Below are 19,633 nucleotides of genomic sequence, written 5' to 3' on the forward strand. Positions count from 1 at the left end.
ATTATAGTTTACTTTATATGCCTTACTACCTGTTAACATTTTACTGCAGAATTTTATAATTCTCTATCTTAACAACTGTATTCAAAGCAAAAACAGCTACTCCGAGTAGCTGTTTTAACTTTTACTATTGATCGCTATTGGCTTGGCGGACCGTATGATGAAGGTTTTTGAATAGATTCACAGCAAAAATAATGGCAGCCAGCAAAACAATCAATGCTCCAGGTATGCCTAGAGCCATCCCTGCTTCCATATTGTTAATGGTGATTAAAAAAATTGATATAAGCAGCAGTGGTGTTCCAATGACATGAAGCCAGAAATTAGTTTTTGCCAGTTTATTGTTGCCCATCTGTGGAAAAAACGAATAAACCAATCCATATATGCCTGTTGTCACCCAGCCGACTAAATTTATATGGGCATGTAAATCGCCATACTTAAAGTCTTCCATTATCCCCATGTAAATTCCCAAACCGATTCCGATTAACAAAAAAATACTCGCAAGTTTAATAAAATGTGTTCCCATTGCTCTTCTCCTTCCGCGCGAATACACGCTTTAGAAATCCACATTATTTATGACACCCGCCGTTTGGAGATGGAGGCAGAAGCCCGAACTGCTATTTCTTTTGCATTAGCAGGCAACGGAAAACGCATTGCACCACATTCTATTTGTTATTTTGAACTTGTGAAGTGGCGTTTTCTTTTATATTCGAGAATACATTTACAACAAAAACCAATGTGCCAGCCAAAACAATCAAACTGCCGCTAGTAGCGAGTATTAATGCCGTTTCGTCCGGCCCATCTGCAAACAAGAACATTCCCATCACTAAAATCGGTGTTCCGATGTTGTGTATCCAGAAATGAACTTTCCCTAGTTTACTGTTTCCCGCTCTTGGAAAAATACAATAAATCACCCCAAAGACTGCCATTGTCGCCCAGCCCAACAAGTTAATATGCGCGTGTGTATGGCCATAATCAAAGTTCTCAGTGATTCCCATGTAAACCCCGAAACTGATGCCAATCAATAAATACACACTTGCCACTTTTATAAAATCTTTTCCCAATTTCTATTCACTTCCTTTCGTATGCACTTTGGCGTGGCCGCTGCAAAAATGAACACTGTAGGTGCAGCCGCGCCTCAGTTTATTCGTATTTCAGTGATCGAATATGAGAAAGCCTATCCTCCCTTTTAAAAAATGGGCTTACCGGCAATCCACTCCAAAATTACTGTTGTTCTTTTTTTCTTTTAAATAATCTAAATATTCTAATAACTATATTATAAATACATTTGGACCGGCTTGCCATTTTTTTGCCATAAAAAAATCCACCTCTTTGAAAGAGGTGGATCAGAGCAAATTCAGCTTTTAGAAAACTTCTTTTTCGCATAGACATAAGTAACAGCAAGAGCCGCTACCAGCACGCCGCCTTTTATGATGTCGAAAGCATAATACGGCAAATTGAGGATAGTCAGGCCATTCAGCAAAATGCCGATGACTGCCGCTCCGAAAAACGTGCCGAGTGCATTCGGCTTGCCAGCGCCAAGTACGGAATAGCCAACGAAGACCGCGGCTACCGCTTCCATCATCAGCGGAGCTCCCGCATCGATCTGGCCAGAGCCGACACGTGCCGTGAACAAGATGCCCGCCATAGAGGCGAAGACACCAGATACGACATATGCTGTAAATTTCACTTTCTTCACATTGACGCCGGACAATGTTGCCGCCTCTGCGTTACCTCCAGTCATATACAAAACCCGTCCCCAGCGCGTGTGGTTCAAGATGAGGTATGAAGCGAGCACTAACACAACCATAATCCAGACCGGTACAGGCAATCCGAGCATCTGACCCTGGCCGATCCACAAGAAAGCATCCGACAACTGCCCAGGTGCTGTGCCGCCGGAAGTCAGCGGCATATTATTGTAGATGGAATAGCCTTCCGTATACGTACGGTGCAAGCCTGCGACAATGTACATCATGCTGAGCGTTGCGAGCAAATCCGGTATGCCGAGGACGACAATGAGGAAACTGTTGACTGCGCCAGCCAGCACACCAATCAGCAGTGGCAAGAGCAATACGAGCCATAGCGGCATATCGTACCACACCATGAGCGACGCTGTGACGACGGTTGACAGCGACATCGTCGAGCCGACCGATAAATCAAAGCCATCGACGACAAGCGTGAACGTAACCCCTAACGCCAACAAGGTCACAATCGAAATCGACCGCATGATGTCGCTGAAATTGCCATATGTCAAAAAGGCATCGCTGACTGTGCTGAAGTAAAAAATGATGATGGCCAGCAACGCAATGGCACCATATTTAAACAGAAACTGTATGGCCTTCTCTTTCGGGCTGCTGCCAATTTTCACTGCGCTCTTCTTTTCCACCGCTTGCATATAATAAAATCCTTTCCTGGGTCGCTTCTTGCCGTGAAAACTCCTTCACGATCTGACCATTGTACATTACTAAAATCCGATCGGAGATGCCGATCGCTTCATGAATTTCACTGGAAAAATAAATGCAGCTTTTGCCGCTTGAAGCCAATTGGCGGATCAATTTGAAAATATCCACCTTTGCGCCGATATCGACGCCTTTGGTCGGTTCGTCGAATAGGTAAAGCCTGGAATCGAGCGACATCCATTTGCCAATTGCCACTTTCTGTTGATTGCCGCCGCTTAAATGGATGAGCGGCGTCTCGGTGTTGTCGGTCTTGATTTGGAGGCGTCCGATGATGTCTTTGGCAAACGCCCTTTCCGCTCTTTTGTCCATGAAGAACTTCGGCGAAAATCTTCGGAGGTTCGGGAAAGATGCATTGGCCGACAGCGATTCCTGGACGAACAAGCCTTCTTTGCGCCGTTCTTCCGGTACCAGCGCGACGCCTGCCTTGATGGCATCTGATGGATGCTTCAACTTCAAAAGTTTGCCGCCGAGGCTAATGCTTCCGGAGGTGAGCTTCGATTCTCCGAACAGTGCTTTCGCCAATTCGGTTTTGCCCGCTCCGACCAATCCGACGACGCCGACAATTTCGCCAGCCGCTGCGCTGAACGATAGATTTTTCAATTTGCCTTCGTCAGACAAACCTTCCACCGTCAATTGCGGTGCGCCGATTTCATGGTCGCGGTGCACCAATTCATTGCTCAGTTTTGCGCCGAGCATTGATTCGACGACTTCTTCCTGTGAAACAGCCTTAGCATCAAAGGTCTGAACCCATTTACCTTCAGCCATGACGGTGATGCGGTCGCCGATTTCAAACACTTCCGGCAGCCGGTGCGAGATGAAAATACAGCCGACGCCTTGGGCTTTCAAACTTTCGATAACTGAAAATAATTTTGCCGATTCGTGCAGCGACAGCGGTGCGGTGGGTTCATCGAAGATAATGATTTTGGCCGAATGGACCAGTGCCCTTGCGATCAGCACCAGCTGTTTTTCAGCTAAGGTCAGATCGGCCGCTTTTTGGCCGACTGCGATGTTGTCCGACTGCAGCTCTTTCAAAACCCTGCGCGCATCGTCGTAGAGTTTCTTTTGGGAGATAAAAAAAGAGCTCCCTCCAGCAAACGTATCGAGGAGGATATTTTCTGCCACAGACAATTCAGCGACGATGGCCGTGTCTACTTCCTGATAGACCGTATAAATCCCTTGCTCTTTTGCCTCTTTCGGCGAACGCAGCCGCAGCGGCGAGCCGTTCAACGTTATTTCCCCTTCGTCCTGGCTGTAGACGCCTGATAAAATCTTCATCAATGTGCTTTTCCCGGCTCCATTAACCCCGAGCAAGGCATGGACTTCGCCCCTTTGAAGGCTGAACTGTGCTTGCTCCAAAGCCGTGACATTGCCGAATGATTTGCGGATAGCCGTCATTTCCAGCAGCGGTTGCTCCATCTGCCCGCCTCCTTTCTTAGAAAAGAGCTGCCCCGCCATGCAGGACAGCTCCGTTGCGTTTTTTAATTGCCTTCAAGTTCCTTCAAATCATCTGTATAGCCTTGGTCGCTCGCGCCCCATCCTTCAATATACTCGCTCAATTCATTCGTTGTAATCGCTTCTGTTGGAAGTTTTTCAGCATCCACGAATACCGGATCCAGCACCACTTTTTCTTCCGGTGTTTCGCCATTGATCAATTGGTATGCATAGCGGACCTGGATGCGCCCGATGTCCATCGGATCAACTGCAGCTGAAGCCACCCAAGGGCTGTTTTCTTTTTGGATCATCTGCAAATCTTCATCGCTCATGTCGATGCCGTACACTTTAATGTCTGTGCGCCCCGCCTGTTCAATCGCGCGCACTGCACCTTTTGCAAATTCGTCCCACGCTGCCCAAACAGCTGTAATGTCACCTTCGTTCGGGTATTGTTTCAAAACCGCTTCCATCTGTGCCTGTGTATCTAGAGCGGTGTTTTTAGTCGCTCCGCCAAATGCCGTAATTTCTTTGATGCCCGGGTTATCCGTTAAGAATTTTTCATAAGCTACTTGGCGGCGTTCCATCGGCGCAAAGCCCGCTACCCAGATTTTCACGATGTTCGCTTCGCCGCCGCTGTCTTCAGCTAAACGTTCCAATGTCATTTCAGCCATTTTCTGGTCGCCTTGCTCAAGAGAAACAACGCCTTCTACATCTACGCCTGCATCAAATGCCACAACCGGAATGCCTTGTTCCACTGCTTTTTCAACGCCTTGGTTCAATGCTTCTTTCGTGCCGTGATCGATCAAGATGGCATCAAAGCCTTGGTTGATCGCCGCATCCAGGTTCGATGCCATTTTCGCCAAATCGCCTTCAGAAGTGAAGACTGTCACGCTGCCGCCGAATTTTCCGGCCTGCTCTTTTACCCCTTCAATATATTGGGCAGAAAACGTCCCGAGGTTGATTTGCATGATCAATGCTACTTTTTTGCCGGATAACGGGTGGTCCGATGCTTCCGCTTTTGTTGCGTCTGACGTGCCTTCTTCGCTGACTTCCCCTTTTGGCTGGCAAGCTGCTAAAAAGGCACTGAGGATCAATAATAAGGCGATGAATAAAAGCGATTGTTTTTTCATGAATTTGCTCCTTTTCCTGTGTAAGCGCCGAGAACGGCAGGTATATTTTTTTTGTAATCCGGGGTGATGGCCCCTTGTTCGGTGATGATGGCTTTGATCAGCCGTGCCGGTGTGACATCGAAAGCGGGATTGAATACTTTCGTGCCTTCCGGCGCTATTTGTATGCCGGCAATATGCGTGATTTCTTCCGCTTTGCGTTCCTCGATTGGAATTTCTCGGCCGGAAGAAATGGATAAGTCGAATGTCGATGCCGGTGCCGCTACATAAAACGGAATGCCGTACGCATCAGCGAGCAGCGCTAAATTCAAAGTGCCGATTTTGTTCGCGGTGTCGCCGTTCGCAGCAATGCGGTCGGCTCCGACAATGATCGCTTCAATATTTTTTGCACCAATCGTGTGGGCGGCCATGCTGTCAGTGATCAGCGTAACGTCGACGCCCGATTGCTGCAGCTCCCACACCGTCAGCCGGGACCCTTGAAAAACCGGACGCGTTTCACAAGCATAAACTTCAAATTGCCGTCCTAGTTCGCTGCCCAGATGAAACGGCGCCAACGCTGTGCCGTATTTTGCAGTAGCGATTGACCCGGCGTTGCAAATCGTCATGACGCGCGTTTTGCCTTCCAATAAAGACAGGCCGTATTCGCCGATTTTCCGGCCTGCCGCTTCGTCTTCTTCATGGATGCGCACCGCTTCTTCAAGCAACAGCACTTTTCCTTGCTCGACGGTTGCAGCACCTTTCACTTTTGCCGTCAGCCGCTTTAGCGCCCATACCAGATTGACCGCTGTCGGGCGCGAGCTGCCCAAATGCGCCGCGTCTTTTTCAACCAAATGGAAAAAAGTTTGGAGTTCATCCGTGTCGTGGCGGACTGCAGCTAGCGCCAATCCATACGCAGCCGCTATACCGATTGCCGGCGCGCCGCGTACTTTCAGCGTCAAAATTGCTTCATAGACGTCTTCCAAGGTTTCCAGCGCCACGTACTCGATCACATGAGGCAGTTTCTGCTGGTCCAAAATCGTCAGCTTGCCGTCTTTCCAGGAAATTGATAACGGGATCGCCATTATTCCGCCTCCCCGATTAACGCTGTTACTTCGTAGATGCTTTTCACTTCAGCACGCTGCAAAATCAGCTTTTCGCCAAACTGCAATGCCCTTTTTTTCAATTCAATACGGCGGCCAGTGTCCTCGATGCCGTCGAGGTCTTTAACATGCGCCAGGCCGATTGTCCGGCGGATCAGTTCACAACCCGCAAAGCCCAGTGCATCCCGGAAAATCTTCTCGATGATGAATTCGCGATAGCCTTCCGTTCCTTGATAAGCTTCAATGCCTTTGTTTTCCCAAAGGGCCGTGAATCTTGCTTCAAACGTTTCCCACGTGCGTTCAATATGCGAATGGATCACTGTGCGCTGGTCTCCGCTGCGCGTCAGTGATTGGAAAATCAAATTTGCGAGAAACAAGCCGACATCAAAGCCGATCGGCCCGTAATAAGCGAATTCCGGATCGATAACCTTCGTTTCGCTGTCGCTGGCGAAGATGCTGCCGGTATGGAGATCGCCGTGCAGCAGCGCTTCCGCTTCAGTCAAAAAACTAAACTTCAACTTCGCCGCTTCCAACTGAAGCGCTTTGTTAGCCCATCGCGCTTCCACAGCCTCTTTCAGCTCCGGCTCGAAATCATTGGTTTCATTATCAAAAAACGGGTCTGTAAAAATCAGGTCTTCGGTAATCTTGCACAGCTCCGGATTCGAGAAAGCCGCAGCGAGCTTTTTCTTTTCAAATGGATGAAGCGCAAAATCCGATGTCTGGAACAAGGTGCGCGCCAAGTATTCGCCGATATCCGTCGACAGCTGCGGATACGCCTTTCCGGCAATCAAGCCTTCGCGGGCAATCGTCAAATGCGATAAATCTTCCATGACCGTCAAAGCCAATACCGCATCCGTGGCATAAACAGCCGGCACCAGATTCGGCACGAATTCACCGTGTTTCCGAAGGGCATCTGCCTCGATCTGTGCGCGCTGCAACGTCAGCGGCCAGCTTTCGCCGACGACTTTCGCATACGGCAGCGCCTGTTTCAAAATAACGCTCTTGCCGCTTTCCTGATCCGTCACGCGGAATACGTAATTCAAGTTGCCATCGCCGATTTCGTCGCATTGCAATGCCGCGCCAGCCGGGAATGGATAATGCGTTCTCGCAAGCTCAATGGCGGACTCTACTGTCAATTCTTCGTATTGTTTAGCTGCTGTTGCCATATGTCATCTACCTTTCGAATGCAAAATAAAAAGCCTCTTTCCCAAAAGAAAGAGGCTCAGAAATATAGATTCCATGCCTCTTATCTTTCAGAAATGTACATTTCTGATGGAATTAGCACCGTGCCTTGCGGGATTTTCATCCCGGCGCTGAAGCGCCCCTTCTCACGAAGGTATTACGGTCGGTTGCTGGGCGTCATAGGGCCAATTTCCCTCTGCCTGCTCTTGATAAGAGTTTTTAATGCGTATGTGTATGCTGTTTGAAAAGAATCCTATCATGGTTCAGAATTGAGTGTCAATAACTTTTTTCAATATTCCTTTTCATTTCGCTTCAGGCGGACGCTTACCGCGGGGTGGGCATGGAGCCTCCATTGACCCACTGATCCCGCAGGAAAGGCTAGGCTAGGCCTAGCCTTTGCGACGAAGCTAGCGCAGCGATGCAGGAGCAGTATGTTTGCCCTCGCCGCCTTACGCTGCATTCAAAGATATATTTTAATACAGAATCATTTCTTTTAACGAAGAACATGAAAGACACACTTTCTGAAGTTGCTTTCGATTCTCGAGATATGGAGCAAAACAGCGGAGAAAACCTTACTGCTCCTGTCTCTGCATCGCTGCGCTAGCTTCGAGACATTAAAGTGCGTTGCAGTGCTGCGCACTTCGTCGCAAAGGCATTGCCCCAATGCTTGGGTCCATGCCTTCGCAGCTGTTTTGCGGAATATCGGTCGAATATTCAGACTGCCTCTCATCCACAATTTACAGATAATTATTGACAGAAAGTTTTAATCGTGGAATAATCAGAATTACTTTGTATATCGAAACCAATTGAATACGCATTCTTATTCAGAGCAGGTGGAGGGACAAGCCCTATGACACCCGGCAACCGGTCCAGCAATGGACACGGTGCTAATTCTTGCAGCCCGTTTGACAGGCTGAGAAATAAGAAGTTGTTAAGCCCATTAACCTCTTCTTGTTTGAAGAGGTTTTTTTATGTTTTCAATCAATGTAAACGGAGTGTGGATAATTTGAGCAGATTGACAGCTACTTACCAGCTTTACGGAAAACCCGGCTCTTTCAAGAAAAAGGCGGAAGGCATCGCGCTTGGCTTGACGATCGGCTCGTGGACCGATTTGCCGTTGCTTGAGCAGGAGCAATTAAAACAGCATAAAGGCGAGGTGGTCTCGGTCACCGAGTTTGATGATGCACCGCATCCGCTGAAACCGGGACTGATTCGCGCCGAAGCGCAAATCTCTTATCCGAGCGCAAATTTCTCGCCGGACCTGCCCGCCATCCTGACGACGGTGTTTGGAAAGTTGTCGCTCGACGGCGAAGTGAAGCTGCTTGATTTGGCGTTCGACGATGAACTGCTTGGGCATTTCCCCGGGCCGCATTTCGGTATCGAAGGCGTCCGCAGTTTGATCGGCGTCCATGACCGCCCGCTTGTTATGAGTATTTTCAAAGGTGTGATCGGCCGGGACTTGGAATTTTTGAAAGCCCAGCTCCGCCAGCAGGCGCTTGGCGGCGTCGATCTTGTGAAAGACGACGAAATCCTTTTTGACAATCCGTTGACGCCATTTGAGCAGCGGATTACTGCTGGCAAAAGCGTGCTGCAGAGCGTATTCGAAGAAACGGGCCACCGCACTTTGTATGCCGTGAACCTTTCAGGGCGCACATCTACACTTCGCGACAAAGCGAAAAAAGCGCGAGAACTGGGGGCTGACGCGTTGCTCTTCAATGTCCACGCTTATGGGCTCGACGTTCTGCAGGAATTGGCGGAAGACACGGACATTCAGCTTCCATTGATGGCCCATCCGGCATTCAGCGGGGCGTTCACTTCTTCTCCGACTTACGGATTAGCGACAGCGCTCGCACTCGGCAAATTGACGCGCATTGCCGGAGCGGACTTCTCGTTGTTCCCCTCCCCTTACGGCAGTGTTGCACTTGAAAAAAGCCAGGCCTTGGCGCTTGGCGAAGAGCTTGTGAAAGCAAGCGCGTTGAAACGCTCTTTCCCGGTGCCTTCAGCTGGCATTCATCCCGGCCTCGTGCCGCAGCTGTTCGAAGATTTCGGTATTGACAGCATCATTAACGCAGGCGGCGGCGTCCACGGCCATCCGGACGGCGCGGCAGGCGGCGGCAAAGCATTCCGCCAGGCAATTGACGCCGTGCTTAACGAACATTCACTTGCCGAAGCAGCAAAACAAAATCATGAATTAAAAACAGCATTGGATATATGGGGGTAACAACCATGAATAAAACGGTCATCTTCTGTGATTTTGACGGCACCATCACCAATTCAGACAACATCATCGCCATCCTCCAGCATTTTGATCCGCCGGGATGGAATCCGATAAAAGACCAAATCCTGTCTCAGGAAATATCCATCCGCGACGGCGTTGCGCAAATGTTCTCGCTGCTGCCTGCAGCAAAAAAAAATGAAATTATCAAGTTTGTCTTGGAACAGGCGCAAATCCGTGAAGGTTTCGCCGATTTTGTCGCCTATACACGCGAACGCGAAATTCCTCTTTATGTCGTCAGCGGCGGCATCGACTTTTTTGTCCATCCGCTCATTAAACCGTTTGGCCCTTTTTCCGGCGTTTATTGCAACGAAGCGGATTTCTCGGGCGAGTCGATCCGCCTTGAATTTCCACATGGCTGCGACGAACAATGCCCGAGCCAGGGCTGCGGCTGCTGCAAGCCCTCGATCATTCGCCAATTGCTCGAGGACGGCGCACAAAGCATCGTCATCGGTGATTCCATCAGTGATTTAGAAGCGGCGAAGCAAGCCGATTTCGTCATCGCGCGCGACTATCTTGTTGGGAAATGCGAAGAGCTTGACCTGCCGTACAAGCCATTTGAAAACTTCCATGACGTCATGTCGATCATCGATGAAAAACTGGGGGTGAAGTCATGACCGCATTCCTGGAAAGATGGCAGGAACTCGCAGACATCAAAGACGAATTGGCATTGCGCGATTGGTTTATGGGAACGAGCGGAAACCTGGCAATTAAAGTTCAGGACGCGCCGCTGGAATTTCTCGTGACAGCGAGCGGCAAAGACAAGCGTAAACGCACATCCGAGGATTTCCTGCTGGTGAATGCGGACGGCAAAGCGGTGGAAGAAACGCCGCTGAAGCCTTCAGCTGAAACGTTGCTGCATTGTGCAGTCTATGCCAAGACCGGTGCGGGCTGCAGCCTGCACATCCATACGGTTGCCAATAACGTCATTTCCGAAATTTACGGCGACCGGGGCAAGATCAACTTTCAAGGCCTCGAGCTTATCAAGGCATTTGGTTTATGGGAAGAAGACGCCGTTCTGACGATTCCCATCATTCCAAACCATGCCCACATCCCCGACCTAACGGAAGAGTTTGAAAAACACCTTTCTGCTGACAGCGGTGCAGTGTTGATCCGCAACCACGGCATCACGGTGTGGGGCAAAAATCCATTTGAAGCTAAGAAACTATTGGAAGCAAGCGAGTTCTTGTTTCAATACCAGCTCGCTTTATATCAAATACAATCCCATTAAGAGAGGAAGATTAACATGGCAATCATCAAAATCCAAGGCACAAACGAAACAATCGAAGCGCAGAATGAAGTAGCAGCATTTCTAGAGCAACAGGAAGTCGTCTACGAACATTGGGACATTGAAAAATTACCGGAGCATTTGCGTGAGAAGTTCGACCTCAGCGACGCTGAAAAAGAAGAAATCTTAGCGGCATTCAAAGCCGAAATCAATGACATCTCCGAGCGCCGCGGCTACCAGGCATCGGACATCATCTCTCTTTCCGATTCCAATCCGAAGCTGGACGAGCTATTGAAAAACTTCCAGCGCAAGCACATCCACACAGACGATGAAGTCCGCTATATCGTCAGCGGCCACGGCGTCTTTATCATCCAAGGCAAAGATGAGCGCTTTTTTGAAGTCCATTTGACGCCTGGCGACTTAATCTCCGTCCCTGAAAACATCACGCATTACTTCACATTGGCCGACGACCGCAAAGTTGTCGCAGTGCGCATCTTCGTCACTACTGAAGGCTGGGTTCCTGTTTACCAAGAAGAAGGCGTACAATCTTAATAAAAATCCTAGAACCGGCAATTGCGCCGGTTCTTTTTTATTGTGCTTCTTTCCTTAACTTATTCCGTCCTATCCATAACCCATAAAAGTTGAACAAGAGAATATTTATAATCGATATTCCGCAAAACAGCTACGCTTGTCGCGGGCGTCTCTGTGTTTTGCTCCATATCAAGAGATATCTTAGCGGAGGCGCGTCAAGGGGCTAGGCGAAGCTAGGAGACGAGTGTTCTTCTCGTCTCCTAGCGAGAGCCAAGGAGGTGCCGAGCACTTCCGGCAACACCTTTGCGACGAGCTTGCGCAGGAGCAATAATCTTTGCTCTGCCCAAAGCGACCGGAGCGATTTTTAATATGATACTTCTTTAATTCAACTTATATAATTTGATTTTAATAATCAAAAAAGTTTCGAAACTGAGGCATTACTCTTTAAACCTACTAAACAACTTGGTATAATAATCAATAATCAAAGGAGGCTTCTGTATGTCTATTCCAAAACCGCTTGTGCAATCCAACCAAGTATTTATCGTCCTCACTGTCATCCTTGCCCTTATTTTCCATAAAGCGATCTTATTGCTACCATTCTTAGTCGGCGTTTATACATTAATCACCAAGAAGAATCCTGTCATCCAGTTCAATAAACGATTTCTGAAAAAACCTGCGAACCAGTATGTCCAGGAAGATCGCGATCAGCAGATTTTCAATCAATGGATTGCCACAATCTGTTTAGGGTTGTCCCTGCTCTTGTTTGCGCTCGGTGCAACAACGGCTGGCTACGTGTTCAGCATCATGGTGCTGATCGCTTCAGGAGTGGCGCTGATGGGCTATTGCATCGGCTGCACCATCCGCTACCGCTATATGATGTGGAAGCACAATAAAACAAAAATCCAGTATTAAACCGAAAGCGGATGCTTTCGGTTTTTTTGTTTTATTTAATTTGGCCGTTGCCGCGGATCAGGTATTTTGTCGAAGTCAACGCCGGCAAGCCCATTGGGCCGCGTGCATGCAGTTTTTGCGTGCTGATGCCTATTTCTGCTCCGAATCCGAATTCAAAGCCGTCCGTAAAACGGGTCGACGCATTGTGGTAGACAGCAGCCGCGTCCACTCGATTGAAGAATTCCAAAATGCTTTCATTTGTCTCCGAGATAATGGACTCTGAATGCTTTGTGCCATAAGTGTTGATGTGGTCAATTGCCTGTCCGGTTGTGTCGACAACTTTCAGAGCTACTTCGAGCCCCAGGTATTCCGTCGCCCAATCACTTTCGGTCGCAGCGCATACACCGTCCCATTGCCGGGCCGCTTCGTCTCCGTGGATTTCCACGCCTTGCTGCTGGAACGCTTCTATCAGCTGCCCAAGGTGCTTATCTGCCCAGGCTTGGTGGACCAGAACCGTTTCGCAGGAATTGCACACGGACGGGCGCTGGACTTTCGCATTGAGCGCAATCCCAAGCGCCATGTCGACATTCGCCGTCTCATCAATATAGACGTGGCAATTGCCTGCGCCCGTTTCAAGCACCGGCACGGTGGCGTTCGCGACGACGGTCTGGATCAGCTTGGCTCCGCCTCTCGGAATCAGCACGTCCAAATAATCGTTTAGCTTGAACATCTGCGCCGCCGTCTCTCTGCTGGTGTCTTCGATTAATTGAACGGCATCGACTGGCAGCGGGCTTTTTTGGAGCGCATGGTGGATTACTTTGACAAGCGCTTTATTGGAATGGATGGCTGTCGAACTGCCGCGCAGCACGACTGCGTTGCCTGTTTTCAAGCACAAGCTGGAAGCATCGACCGTGACGTTCGGGCGCGCTTCGTAAATCATGCCTACAACGCCGAGCGGCACACGGATTTTTTCCATCTGCAGGCCATTCGGGCGCTCCCATTGCTCGAGCACTTCACCGACGGGATCCTCAAGCTCTGCTACTTGAAGCAATGCCGAAGCAATTTCCGCTAGCCTGCTTTCATCCAATTTTAAGCGGTCGATAAGCGATTCGCTCATTCCCGCTTTCCGCCCCGCTTCTACATCCTTTTCGTTCTCCTCTAAGATGAATTTCTGTTCTTCCAGCAATTGCGCCGAAATCCGCTCCAACGCTTCATTTTTTTGCGCCGTTGTCATTTGCGCCATAATCGCTGCCGCAGCTTTCGCTTTTCGGCCTTTTTCAATCAGGCTATCCTTTTGAACCGTTTCAAAAACTCCACTCATCTATCAGATCCCCTTTCCTGCGTGGCTGAACCACTGGCTTCGGTGGATGACCACCTGCCGTTTTCCGGTCTTTGTAATGACCCGGGCCGCTTTGCTGCACAGCCCTTTGATTTCCTGCAATTCCTCAGAAGAAAAGTTCACTTGCCCTCGGCCGATGACTTCCCCCGCAGGATCGACGACTTCCACAACCTCTTCAGCAGTAAAGCGCCCGAAGATTTCCGTAATGCCCACTGGCAATAAACTCCTTCCTTGCTGCGAGATTGCCAGTGCCGCGCCGTGATCTACTTCGATCTTGCCATGCGCTACCGAATGCAGCGCCAGCCATTGTTTTGAATTTTTCACTGTTGCCTGCGGCTCATCGCCTATATACGTCCCATCGCCAGTGCCCTCAACAATGTCGAGCAGTTTGTCTGGCCCGCTTCCTGCGCCAATGAAAATATGCGTGCCCAGCGCGAGTGCAGTCTGCGCCGCTTCCACTTTCGATTTCATGCCACCAGTGCCGACAATCGATCCTTCGCTTGATGTTTCTTCAATGAGCTGGTCCGGTATTTCCGATAAGAAGCCATAGCGTTCCGCATCGGGGTTGTTGCGCGGATTGTCGCTGTAGATGCCATTGATGTCTGTCAGAATGATCAACATTTGTGCCTGCACCAATCCGCTGACCAACGCCGACAACATGTCGTTGTCACCGAACGTCAGCCCTTCAACTGACACCGAGTCGTTTTCATTGATGATCGGCAGAATATTGCGCTTTAATAACTCCGCTAGCGTAGCGCCGGCGTTATGGTAAAGGTCTTTTGCCAGGAGATTTTGGCGCGTCAGCAATAGTTGGGCCGTGACGATGCCGTGCTTTTTGAATTCCTCTGAATAGGCGTGGAGCAGCTGCCCTTGGCCGATTGCAGCGGCAGCTTGTTTGCCGACAATGCTGACCGGCCGCGCTGAGTAGCCCAAATCGGTGAAACCGGCAGCGACTGCTCCGGAAGATACCAAAATCACTTCATGCCCCTGCGCTTTCAGCCGCGCCAAAGCATGGCCATGCTCCTGAAGCTTTTCAATGCAAAGCCCGCCATGAGTATTGGTCAATGAACTGCTGCCTATTTTCACGACAATCCTCTTCTTTTTCACAAACTGTCACCCCCTGTCCTTCATAAGTCTCCGTCTCATCCGAAAATCAATAATAGCATTATTATGCGTTAATATGTATTTTTAGTCAATATATTTTGATTATTTATACAATATCTTTACAAATAAGCATAAGTTGCGTATATTCTTCTTGGCCAGCGTGAGAGGAATTAATCTGTAATTCCAGGAAATAGGCCTTTTCGTTAACAAGGAGTAAATCAGTCTTAACATGACGAAGCGGCCAGTTGACATGACTTGCGAAAGATTTAACAACTACAAGCTAACCATTAACATGAACTGTTTGAAATTCAACCGGCACTAACTATAAGTCTCACTCTGCGATTTAGATTCAATAGCGCAATATCTGAGTCACTCTATAAAAAAAGCCCCGGATTCAATGGAATCCGGGGCTTTAGAAAATCATGCAGTGTTAGGTTCCGCGTCAGCGGCTTTCAGTGATTTGTATTTGATGATTTGCGCTGCATACCATAGAAGAACTACCAATGTGATGCAGGCGCCGATGATCATGGAAAGCTGGTAATCCATATTCAGCCCTTCCGGCGCGTAAAAGATGTATGTCGCTACGACGCCTGTCATGAAGCTTGCCGGGATACCGGTGATCCAATGGAATTTGAAATTGCTTAGTAGATAGACCGTCGCTGTCCACAGCATGACGGTCGCTACGACTTGGTTGGTCCAGCCGACATATCTCCATAGGAATGTATAATCGATTGTCGCCATATAGAATGTCGGAATCGCCAAGGGGATTGTCACCAATAATATTTTCCACTTGCCTTCCATGTCCGTGAATTTAGACAGGATGTCAGTGAGAATCATGCGGGATGAACGTAATGCTGTGTCGCCTGTTGTGATTGGAAGGATGATGACGCCAAAAATTGCCAGGATGCCGCCCATTGTGCCAAGAAGCGAGATGGAGATTTCGTTGACTACGCCAGAAGGTCCGCCTGCAGCAAGCGCCGCTGCCAATCCTTCTGTACCGCTGAAGAATGTCATTCCGGCAGCTGCCCAGATCAAGGCGATCACGCCTTCAATGATCATCGCTCCGTAGAAGATTTTGCGGCCATCGGTTTCTTTCTTCATTGTGCAGGCAATGATCGGGCTTTGTGTGCAGTGGAAACCGGAAATGGCACCGCAGGAAATGGTGACCATCAGAAGCGGCCAAATTGGCAGTTCGCCGGGATGCAGATTAGAGAATGTCAGGTTTGGCATCGGCTTGCCCGAGAATACTAGCGCAACCGCCACGGCGATTGCCATGAATAGCAAGATGCCGCCGAGAAGTGGATAAATGCGGCCAATGATGCGGTTGATCGGCAAGATGGTCGCAAGGATGAAGTAGAAGAAAATGAGCCCCAACGCTACCGTAAAGCTGATCGGTGAAATTTGGGAAATCAGCTGGGCCGGACCTGCTGTGAATGCAGCTGCCACCAGCAGCATCAGCACTAGCGACAAGCCGTTGATGAAGATTTTCATGTGCTTGCCTAGATAACGGCCGACAAGTGTTGGGAATTGAGCGCCGCCGTGGCGCATCGACATCATGCCTGAGAAATAATCATGTACAGCTCCTGCAAAAATCGAGCCGACAACGATCCAGATAAACGCAACCGGTCCGTACAAAGCCCCGGCGACCGCTCCGTAGATCGGCCCGAGCCCGGCGATGTTTAGAAGCTGGATCAAGTTTCCTTTCCACCAGCTCATCGGGATGAAATCCAGATTATCCCTTTTGGTATATGCAGGTGTTGGTGTGTTGTCATCCACCACAAAAACCTTTTCGATGAATTTCGAATAAAATACGTAACCGAGAATAAGAAACAAAAGTGCGCCAAAGAAAGTTACCATATGCTGTGTCCTCCTGTTGTATGTTTAAAGATATGATTATGATAACACGAATAAAATATAATATTTTGAAAAAATAATATTTTCTTTCAATTTTAATCAATTTGACCCTTTTTTTCCCTCTTAAAAAATAAAAAAGAAGGCATAAATGCCCCCATGACGCGGCTTTATCCCTTTAATTAAAGATATTTTAATTCATAACTCTTTATTTTCGTTCAAGAAAAACAATCGAATTCCTGCAAAAATGTTATTCGGTAATAAAGTGGGAGTGAATGAGCAGCCTTCGCGTTACTTCGCTGATATAACGGTCAATCAACGCCATGGCTGCCATCTCCTTCGATGAGAAGTTGAAGTTCCTGCGTAACGTTCTGCCAATCACTGTTCAATTGTGTGAATGCTTCCATCCCCGCTTCACTCAATGCGTAATACTTGCGCGGCCTGTTTCCTGTCTGATCCCAGCTTCCTGTCAGCAGCTTCTGCTTTTCAAGACGCCGCAGCAATGGCGGCAAGGTGCTGGGATCCAATAACAGCCCACGCTGCTCCAATAACTTCACTAGGGCAGAGCCGTATTGCGGTGTCTTTAATTGGCTCAGGACTGCGAGCGCCAAGACGCCGCTGCGGAGCTCGGATGCCCAGCCGTCCAAAGATGATTTGTCCATCCTATTCACCTCCAGGTTTAATCCATGCTTATCGAATTGCTTATACTATGTATCCTAAAGCATCGGAAAAACAATGGCAAAATATAAACTGATGATTCCGTAAACTAAACATAGGACACTACTGATTTCTGCACGTGTTGCCAATAAAAAAAAGCCCCTCCATGAAGGGGCTTGAGAATCAAAAAGCGATATCAATTTTTTTGGCAGCTTGGATTTTCTTTTCATTTCCATCGAACAAATCACTGGTAGTGATGCTGACAGCGTCGATATCCGGGTTTTCAACGATAAAGCCGATGCTGCCTTTTTTGGTTTCCCCCGGGGCGATTTCGCCGTTCAGTTCTTCAAGGTAAATATCGTCTTCCCATAATTTCGTTTCGCCTGCATTTGTTTCCAGCAGCGCGACCGGAGCGAAATTCAACGGCTCTTCTGTCGTGTTTTTAATTTCCACGAAGAATTTCACCACATGGAAATCCGTGTCATGCGTATAGGAATGGTAGAAGTCGATCAAGCCATAAGACGGTTTATAATGGAAGAGCTTGGCTTCTTGAATCGTCAGATTGATGCCGCCAATCTCTTGTGTGCCGGATTCCTGGCTGGCAGCGTTCAGCACGATTTCGCCTTTATCATCCCGGATGCTCTGCCCGGCTTTCAACAGGCTCTGGTCCGCCGTCACTTGCGGATTTTGCACATAGTCTTTGTAATAGGCCGGAGCTTCACTGCTTGGTTCTGCAGCTTCAGCAACTTGGCTTTCTTGTTTATCCGAGCATCCTGACAGCAAAATCGCCGATGCCAGAACGAGGTAGATGGCTTGCTTTTTCATAGCGGCTCCTCCTTGTAAAAAGCCCCTCGGCCTCGATTGGCAGAGGGATGCTTTTCAGTTTTCCAAATTTATTTGTCGTTGATTTCGACTTTCGCTTTCAGCAAGTCGAATATACCCTTGGCCATGTCGGTATTTTCAATATTGCCGGCAAACTTCTCGCTCGAAGGCCCGAATGCGTAAACCGGAACATCTTCACCCGTATGTCCGCCGGTTGTCCAGCCAGTATGCGTACGCTCGTTGAAGATTTCTTCAATCGCGTTATCGATTTGTGTCAGGTTTTTCGTTTCTGCAGCTTTTTTGACCGTTCCGATTTCTGCGTCAGTCAGCTCCAAATCGATAAACTCGCTCAAAGTCTCTTCTACACTAGCGCCGTCCACAATCTGCTGTGCCATAAAGTCAGGCGTACGTTTAGCAGCTTTGATTGGCTCGCCAAACCAGTTGTAGATGCCGTCAGAGCCGATTGAGAATCCGCCTGTTGAATGGTCAGCTGTTGTGATGACCAATGTATTCTTGTCTTTCTTCGCAAATTCGATTGCCGCTGCGAACGCTTTTTCAAAGTCCTGCATCTCGCTCATAGCACCGACGATGTCATTGTCATGTCCAGCCCAATCTACTTGGCTTCCTTCGACCATCAGGAAAAAGCCGTCTTTATCTTTTTCCAGCCTGTCGATTGCCGATGTTGTCATTTCTTCAAGCGACGGCACTGTCTCTTCACGGTCAATCATTTTCGGCAATCCCGCCGGAGCGAATAAACCGAGAACTTGCTCGTCATCATTGGCCAATAGCGCTTCCCGGTCAGTTACATAGCTATAGCCGTCTTTCTCAAACTCTTCCGTAAGGTTACGGTCTTGGCGATCAAATAAATCCGTTCCGCCCCCGAGAAGTACATCCACTTTATGCTTGCCGTTAATCATCTCATCATAATAATCATCCGCGATGGCGTTCATATTTTTGCGTGCCACGTCATGTGCGCCGAATGATGCTGGAGTTGCGTGCGTAATTTCAGATGTCGCCACGAGGCCTGTTGCTTTGCCTTTTTCTTTCGCGGCTTCAAGAACCGTTTTCACTTCGCTTTTATCGTTATCGACAGCAATTGCATTGTTATATGTTTTAATCCCAGCAGACATCGCAGTTGCAGCCGATGCTGAATCCGTAACGTTTTGTGCCGGATCTTCCGGATAAGTCATTTGCTGTCCGACAAGATGGGAATCGAATGCCGTGCCTTCAGCGAATTTTGTTCCGGCATTGTCCTGCATATAGCGGTAAGCTGAAGTATAAGAAGTGCCCATGCCATCACCGATCAGGAAGATGACGTTTTTCACTTTCCCTTGGCTATGTGCTTTCCCTTGGCTTTTCTCAGGTGCCTGAGCTTCAGCGCTAGGAACTGAAACGGCGATTCCTGACAATGCGACTGCTGATGCGATGATGAATGGAAGTACTTTCTTCTTGAACGGTTTGCTGGTCATTTTTCCGCCTCCAATAAGTTAGTTGCTAGAACAGCATACTTTTTTATTGTTAAGGCCACATAAATGCTATTTATGTTTTGTGTAAATTATTTTAAAATAAGATTACAAACATCACTGCATACCACGCCGTTTCTATCTTTTAGGCAATAAAAAACCATCCCCCAATGCCAAGGAATATGGCTTTAGGGGATGGT

18 protein-coding genes and 2 riboswitches are annotated in these 19,633 nt (G+C 48.5%); of the genes, 5 read left to right on the forward strand and 13 right to left on the reverse strand.

What is annotated here, in order from left to right; genetic code table 11:
* Positions 1-124: 124 nt before the first annotated feature.
* The 7 genes from AC4EHB_RS10400 to mtnK all read right to left on the reverse strand — a co-directional run bounded on the left by AC4EHB_RS10400 (position 125) and on the right by mtnK (position 7,256).
* Positions 125-520: a cytochrome-c oxidase gene (locus AC4EHB_RS10400; RefSeq protein ID WP_490981409.1), complete on the reverse strand. Its 396-nt coding sequence runs from the start codon at positions 518-520 to the stop codon at positions 125-127.
* 139 nt (positions 521-659) lie between these two features.
* Positions 660-1,058: a cytochrome-c oxidase gene (locus AC4EHB_RS10405; protein WP_490975483.1), complete on the reverse strand. Its 399-nt coding sequence runs from the start codon at positions 1,056-1,058 to the stop codon at positions 660-662.
* A 293-nt stretch (positions 1,059-1,351) separates the two neighbouring features.
* Positions 1,352-2,389, reverse strand: coding sequence for an ABC transporter permease (locus tag AC4EHB_RS10410; protein WP_490975484.1), 1,038 nt, complete (start codon positions 2,387-2,389; stop codon positions 1,352-1,354).
* Entirely contained in the window at positions 2,313-3,869 is a 1,557-nt protein-coding gene (locus AC4EHB_RS10415) for a sugar ABC transporter ATP-binding protein (protein ID WP_490981410.1), read from the reverse strand. The genes AC4EHB_RS10410 and AC4EHB_RS10415 overlap by 77 nt, the downstream gene beginning before the upstream one ends.
* A 62-nt stretch (positions 3,870-3,931) precedes the next feature.
* The gene (locus tag AC4EHB_RS10420; RefSeq protein WP_490981411.1) at positions 3,932-5,014 is read right to left on the reverse strand and encodes a sugar ABC transporter substrate-binding protein; all 1,083 of its coding nucleotides are present in this window, start codon (positions 5,012-5,014) and stop codon (positions 3,932-3,934) included.
* Positions 5,011-6,072, reverse strand: coding sequence for an S-methyl-5-thioribose-1-phosphate isomerase (mtnA, locus tag AC4EHB_RS10425; RefSeq protein ID WP_490981412.1), 1,062 nt, complete (start codon positions 6,070-6,072; stop codon positions 5,011-5,013). The genes AC4EHB_RS10420 and mtnA overlap by 4 nt, the downstream gene beginning before the upstream one ends.
* Entirely contained in the window at positions 6,072-7,256 is a 1,185-nt protein-coding gene (gene mtnK / locus AC4EHB_RS10430; protein WP_490981413.1) for an S-methyl-5-thioribose kinase, read from the reverse strand. The genes mtnA and mtnK overlap by 1 nt, the downstream gene beginning before the upstream one ends.
* A gap of 77 nt (positions 7,257-7,333) precedes the next feature.
* Positions 7,334-7,488, reverse strand: a riboswitch (SAM riboswitch).
* A gap of 601 nt (positions 7,489-8,089) precedes the next feature.
* Positions 8,090-8,199, forward strand: a riboswitch (SAM riboswitch).
* A 79-nt stretch (positions 8,200-8,278) separates the two neighbouring features.
* On the opposite strand from mtnK, the gene AC4EHB_RS10435 reads away from it, so the two are divergent.
* The 5 genes from AC4EHB_RS10435 to AC4EHB_RS10455 all read left to right on the forward strand — a co-directional run bounded on the left by AC4EHB_RS10435 (position 8,279) and on the right by AC4EHB_RS10455 (position 12,218).
* A complete protein-coding gene (locus AC4EHB_RS10435; protein WP_490981414.1) occupies positions 8,279-9,493 on the forward strand; it encodes a 2,3-diketo-5-methylthiopentyl-1-phosphate enolase in 1,215 nt (404 codons plus the stop codon).
* Between the two features lie 5 nt (positions 9,494-9,498).
* Entirely contained in the window at positions 9,499-10,164 is a 666-nt protein-coding gene (locus AC4EHB_RS10440; RefSeq protein WP_490981415.1) for a 2-hydroxy-3-keto-5-methylthiopentenyl-1-phosphate phosphatase, read from the forward strand.
* Positions 10,161-10,778 carry a methylthioribulose 1-phosphate dehydratase gene (locus tag AC4EHB_RS10445; protein WP_490981416.1) on the forward strand — a complete coding sequence of 206 codons (618 nt, stop codon included), beginning with the start codon at positions 10,161-10,163 and terminating at the stop codon, positions 10,776-10,778. The genes AC4EHB_RS10440 and AC4EHB_RS10445 overlap by 4 nt, the downstream gene beginning before the upstream one ends.
* 15 nt (positions 10,779-10,793) lie before the next feature.
* Positions 10,794-11,327 (forward strand): 1,2-dihydroxy-3-keto-5-methylthiopentene dioxygenase, encoded by a 534-nt coding sequence (locus AC4EHB_RS10450; RefSeq protein ID WP_490981417.1) that lies wholly within the window; start codon positions 10,794-10,796, stop codon positions 11,325-11,327.
* A gap of 477 nt (positions 11,328-11,804) precedes the next feature.
* Positions 11,805-12,218, forward strand: a complete 414-nt coding sequence (locus AC4EHB_RS10455; RefSeq protein WP_490981418.1) for a DUF4395 domain-containing protein — start codon at positions 11,805-11,807, stop codon at positions 12,216-12,218.
* 31 nt (positions 12,219-12,249) lie between these two features.
* Here AC4EHB_RS10455 and AC4EHB_RS10460 read toward each other — a convergent pair whose 3' ends face one another.
* The 6 genes from AC4EHB_RS10460 to AC4EHB_RS10485 all read right to left on the reverse strand — a co-directional run bounded on the left by AC4EHB_RS10460 (position 12,250) and on the right by AC4EHB_RS10485 (position 19,439).
* On the reverse strand, positions 12,250-13,518 hold the full coding sequence (locus tag AC4EHB_RS10460) for a glutamate-5-semialdehyde dehydrogenase (protein WP_490981419.1): 1,269 nt from the start codon (positions 13,516-13,518) through the stop codon (positions 12,250-12,252).
* A gap of 3 nt (positions 13,519-13,521) precedes the next feature.
* A complete protein-coding gene (gene proB, locus AC4EHB_RS10465; protein WP_490981420.1) occupies positions 13,522-14,643 on the reverse strand; it encodes a glutamate 5-kinase in 1,122 nt (373 codons plus the stop codon).
* Positions 14,644-15,060: 417 nt separating this feature from the next.
* The gene (locus AC4EHB_RS10470; RefSeq protein ID WP_490981421.1) at positions 15,061-16,497 is read right to left on the reverse strand and encodes a carbon starvation CstA family protein; all 1,437 of its coding nucleotides are present in this window, start codon (positions 16,495-16,497) and stop codon (positions 15,061-15,063) included.
* A 305-nt stretch (positions 16,498-16,802) separates the two neighbouring features.
* Positions 16,803-17,153 carry a PadR family transcriptional regulator gene (locus AC4EHB_RS10475; protein WP_490981422.1) on the reverse strand — a complete coding sequence of 117 codons (351 nt, stop codon included), beginning with the start codon at positions 17,151-17,153 and terminating at the stop codon, positions 16,803-16,805.
* Between the two features lie 178 nt (positions 17,154-17,331).
* On the reverse strand, positions 17,332-17,973 hold the full coding sequence (locus AC4EHB_RS10480) for a hypothetical protein (protein WP_490975498.1): 642 nt from the start codon (positions 17,971-17,973) through the stop codon (positions 17,332-17,334).
* A gap of 68 nt (positions 17,974-18,041) precedes the next feature.
* Positions 18,042-19,439: an alkaline phosphatase gene (locus tag AC4EHB_RS10485; protein ID WP_490981423.1), complete on the reverse strand. Its 1,398-nt coding sequence runs from the start codon at positions 19,437-19,439 to the stop codon at positions 18,042-18,044.
* Between the last annotated feature and the right edge of the window lie 194 nt (positions 19,440-19,633).

The sequence above is a fragment of the Planococcus sp. TJ-302 genome (genome assembly GCF_058268455.1).

Bases quoted from the DNA above. Each gene is read 5' to 3' on its own strand.
- AC4EHB_RS10400 (WP_490981409.1), bottom strand. From the start codon at position 520: ATGGGAACACATTTTATTAAACTTGCGAGTATTTTTTTGTTAATCGGA.
- AC4EHB_RS10410 (WP_490975484.1), bottom strand. From the start codon at position 2,389: ATGCAAGCGGTGGAAAAGAAGAGCGCAGTGAAAATTGGCAGCAGCCCG.
- AC4EHB_RS10415 (WP_490981410.1), bottom strand. From the start codon at position 3,869: ATGGAGCAACCGCTGCTGGAAATGACGGCTATCCGCAAATCATTCGGC.
- AC4EHB_RS10420 (WP_490981411.1), bottom strand. From the start codon at position 5,014: ATGAAAAAACAATCGCTTTTATTCATCGCCTTATTATTGATCCTCAGT.
- mtnA (WP_490981412.1), bottom strand. From the start codon at position 6,072: ATGGCGATCCCGTTATCAATTTCCTGGAAAGACGGCAAGCTGACGATT.
- mtnK (WP_490981413.1), bottom strand. From the start codon at position 7,256: ATGGCAACAGCAGCTAAACAATACGAAGAATTGACAGTAGAGTCCGCC.
- AC4EHB_RS10440 (WP_490981415.1), top strand. From the start codon at position 9,499: ATGAATAAAACGGTCATCTTCTGTGATTTTGACGGCACCATCACCAAT.
- AC4EHB_RS10445 (WP_490981416.1), top strand. From the start codon at position 10,161: ATGACCGCATTCCTGGAAAGATGGCAGGAACTCGCAGACATCAAAGAC.
- AC4EHB_RS10450 (WP_490981417.1), top strand. From the start codon at position 10,794: ATGGCAATCATCAAAATCCAAGGCACAAACGAAACAATCGAAGCGCAG.
- AC4EHB_RS10455 (WP_490981418.1), top strand. From the start codon at position 11,805: ATGTCTATTCCAAAACCGCTTGTGCAATCCAACCAAGTATTTATCGTC.
- AC4EHB_RS10460 (WP_490981419.1), bottom strand. From the start codon at position 13,518: ATGAGTGGAGTTTTTGAAACGGTTCAAAAGGATAGCCTGATTGAAAAA.
- AC4EHB_RS10470 (WP_490981421.1), bottom strand. From the start codon at position 16,497: ATGGTAACTTTCTTTGGCGCACTTTTGTTTCTTATTCTCGGTTACGTA.
- AC4EHB_RS10475 (WP_490981422.1), bottom strand. From the start codon at position 17,153: ATGGACAAATCATCTTTGGACGGCTGGGCATCCGAGCTCCGCAGCGGC.
- AC4EHB_RS10480 (WP_490975498.1), bottom strand. From the start codon at position 17,973: ATGAAAAAGCAAGCCATCTACCTCGTTCTGGCATCGGCGATTTTGCTG.
- AC4EHB_RS10485 (WP_490981423.1), bottom strand. From the start codon at position 19,439: ATGACCAGCAAACCGTTCAAGAAGAAAGTACTTCCATTCATCATCGCA.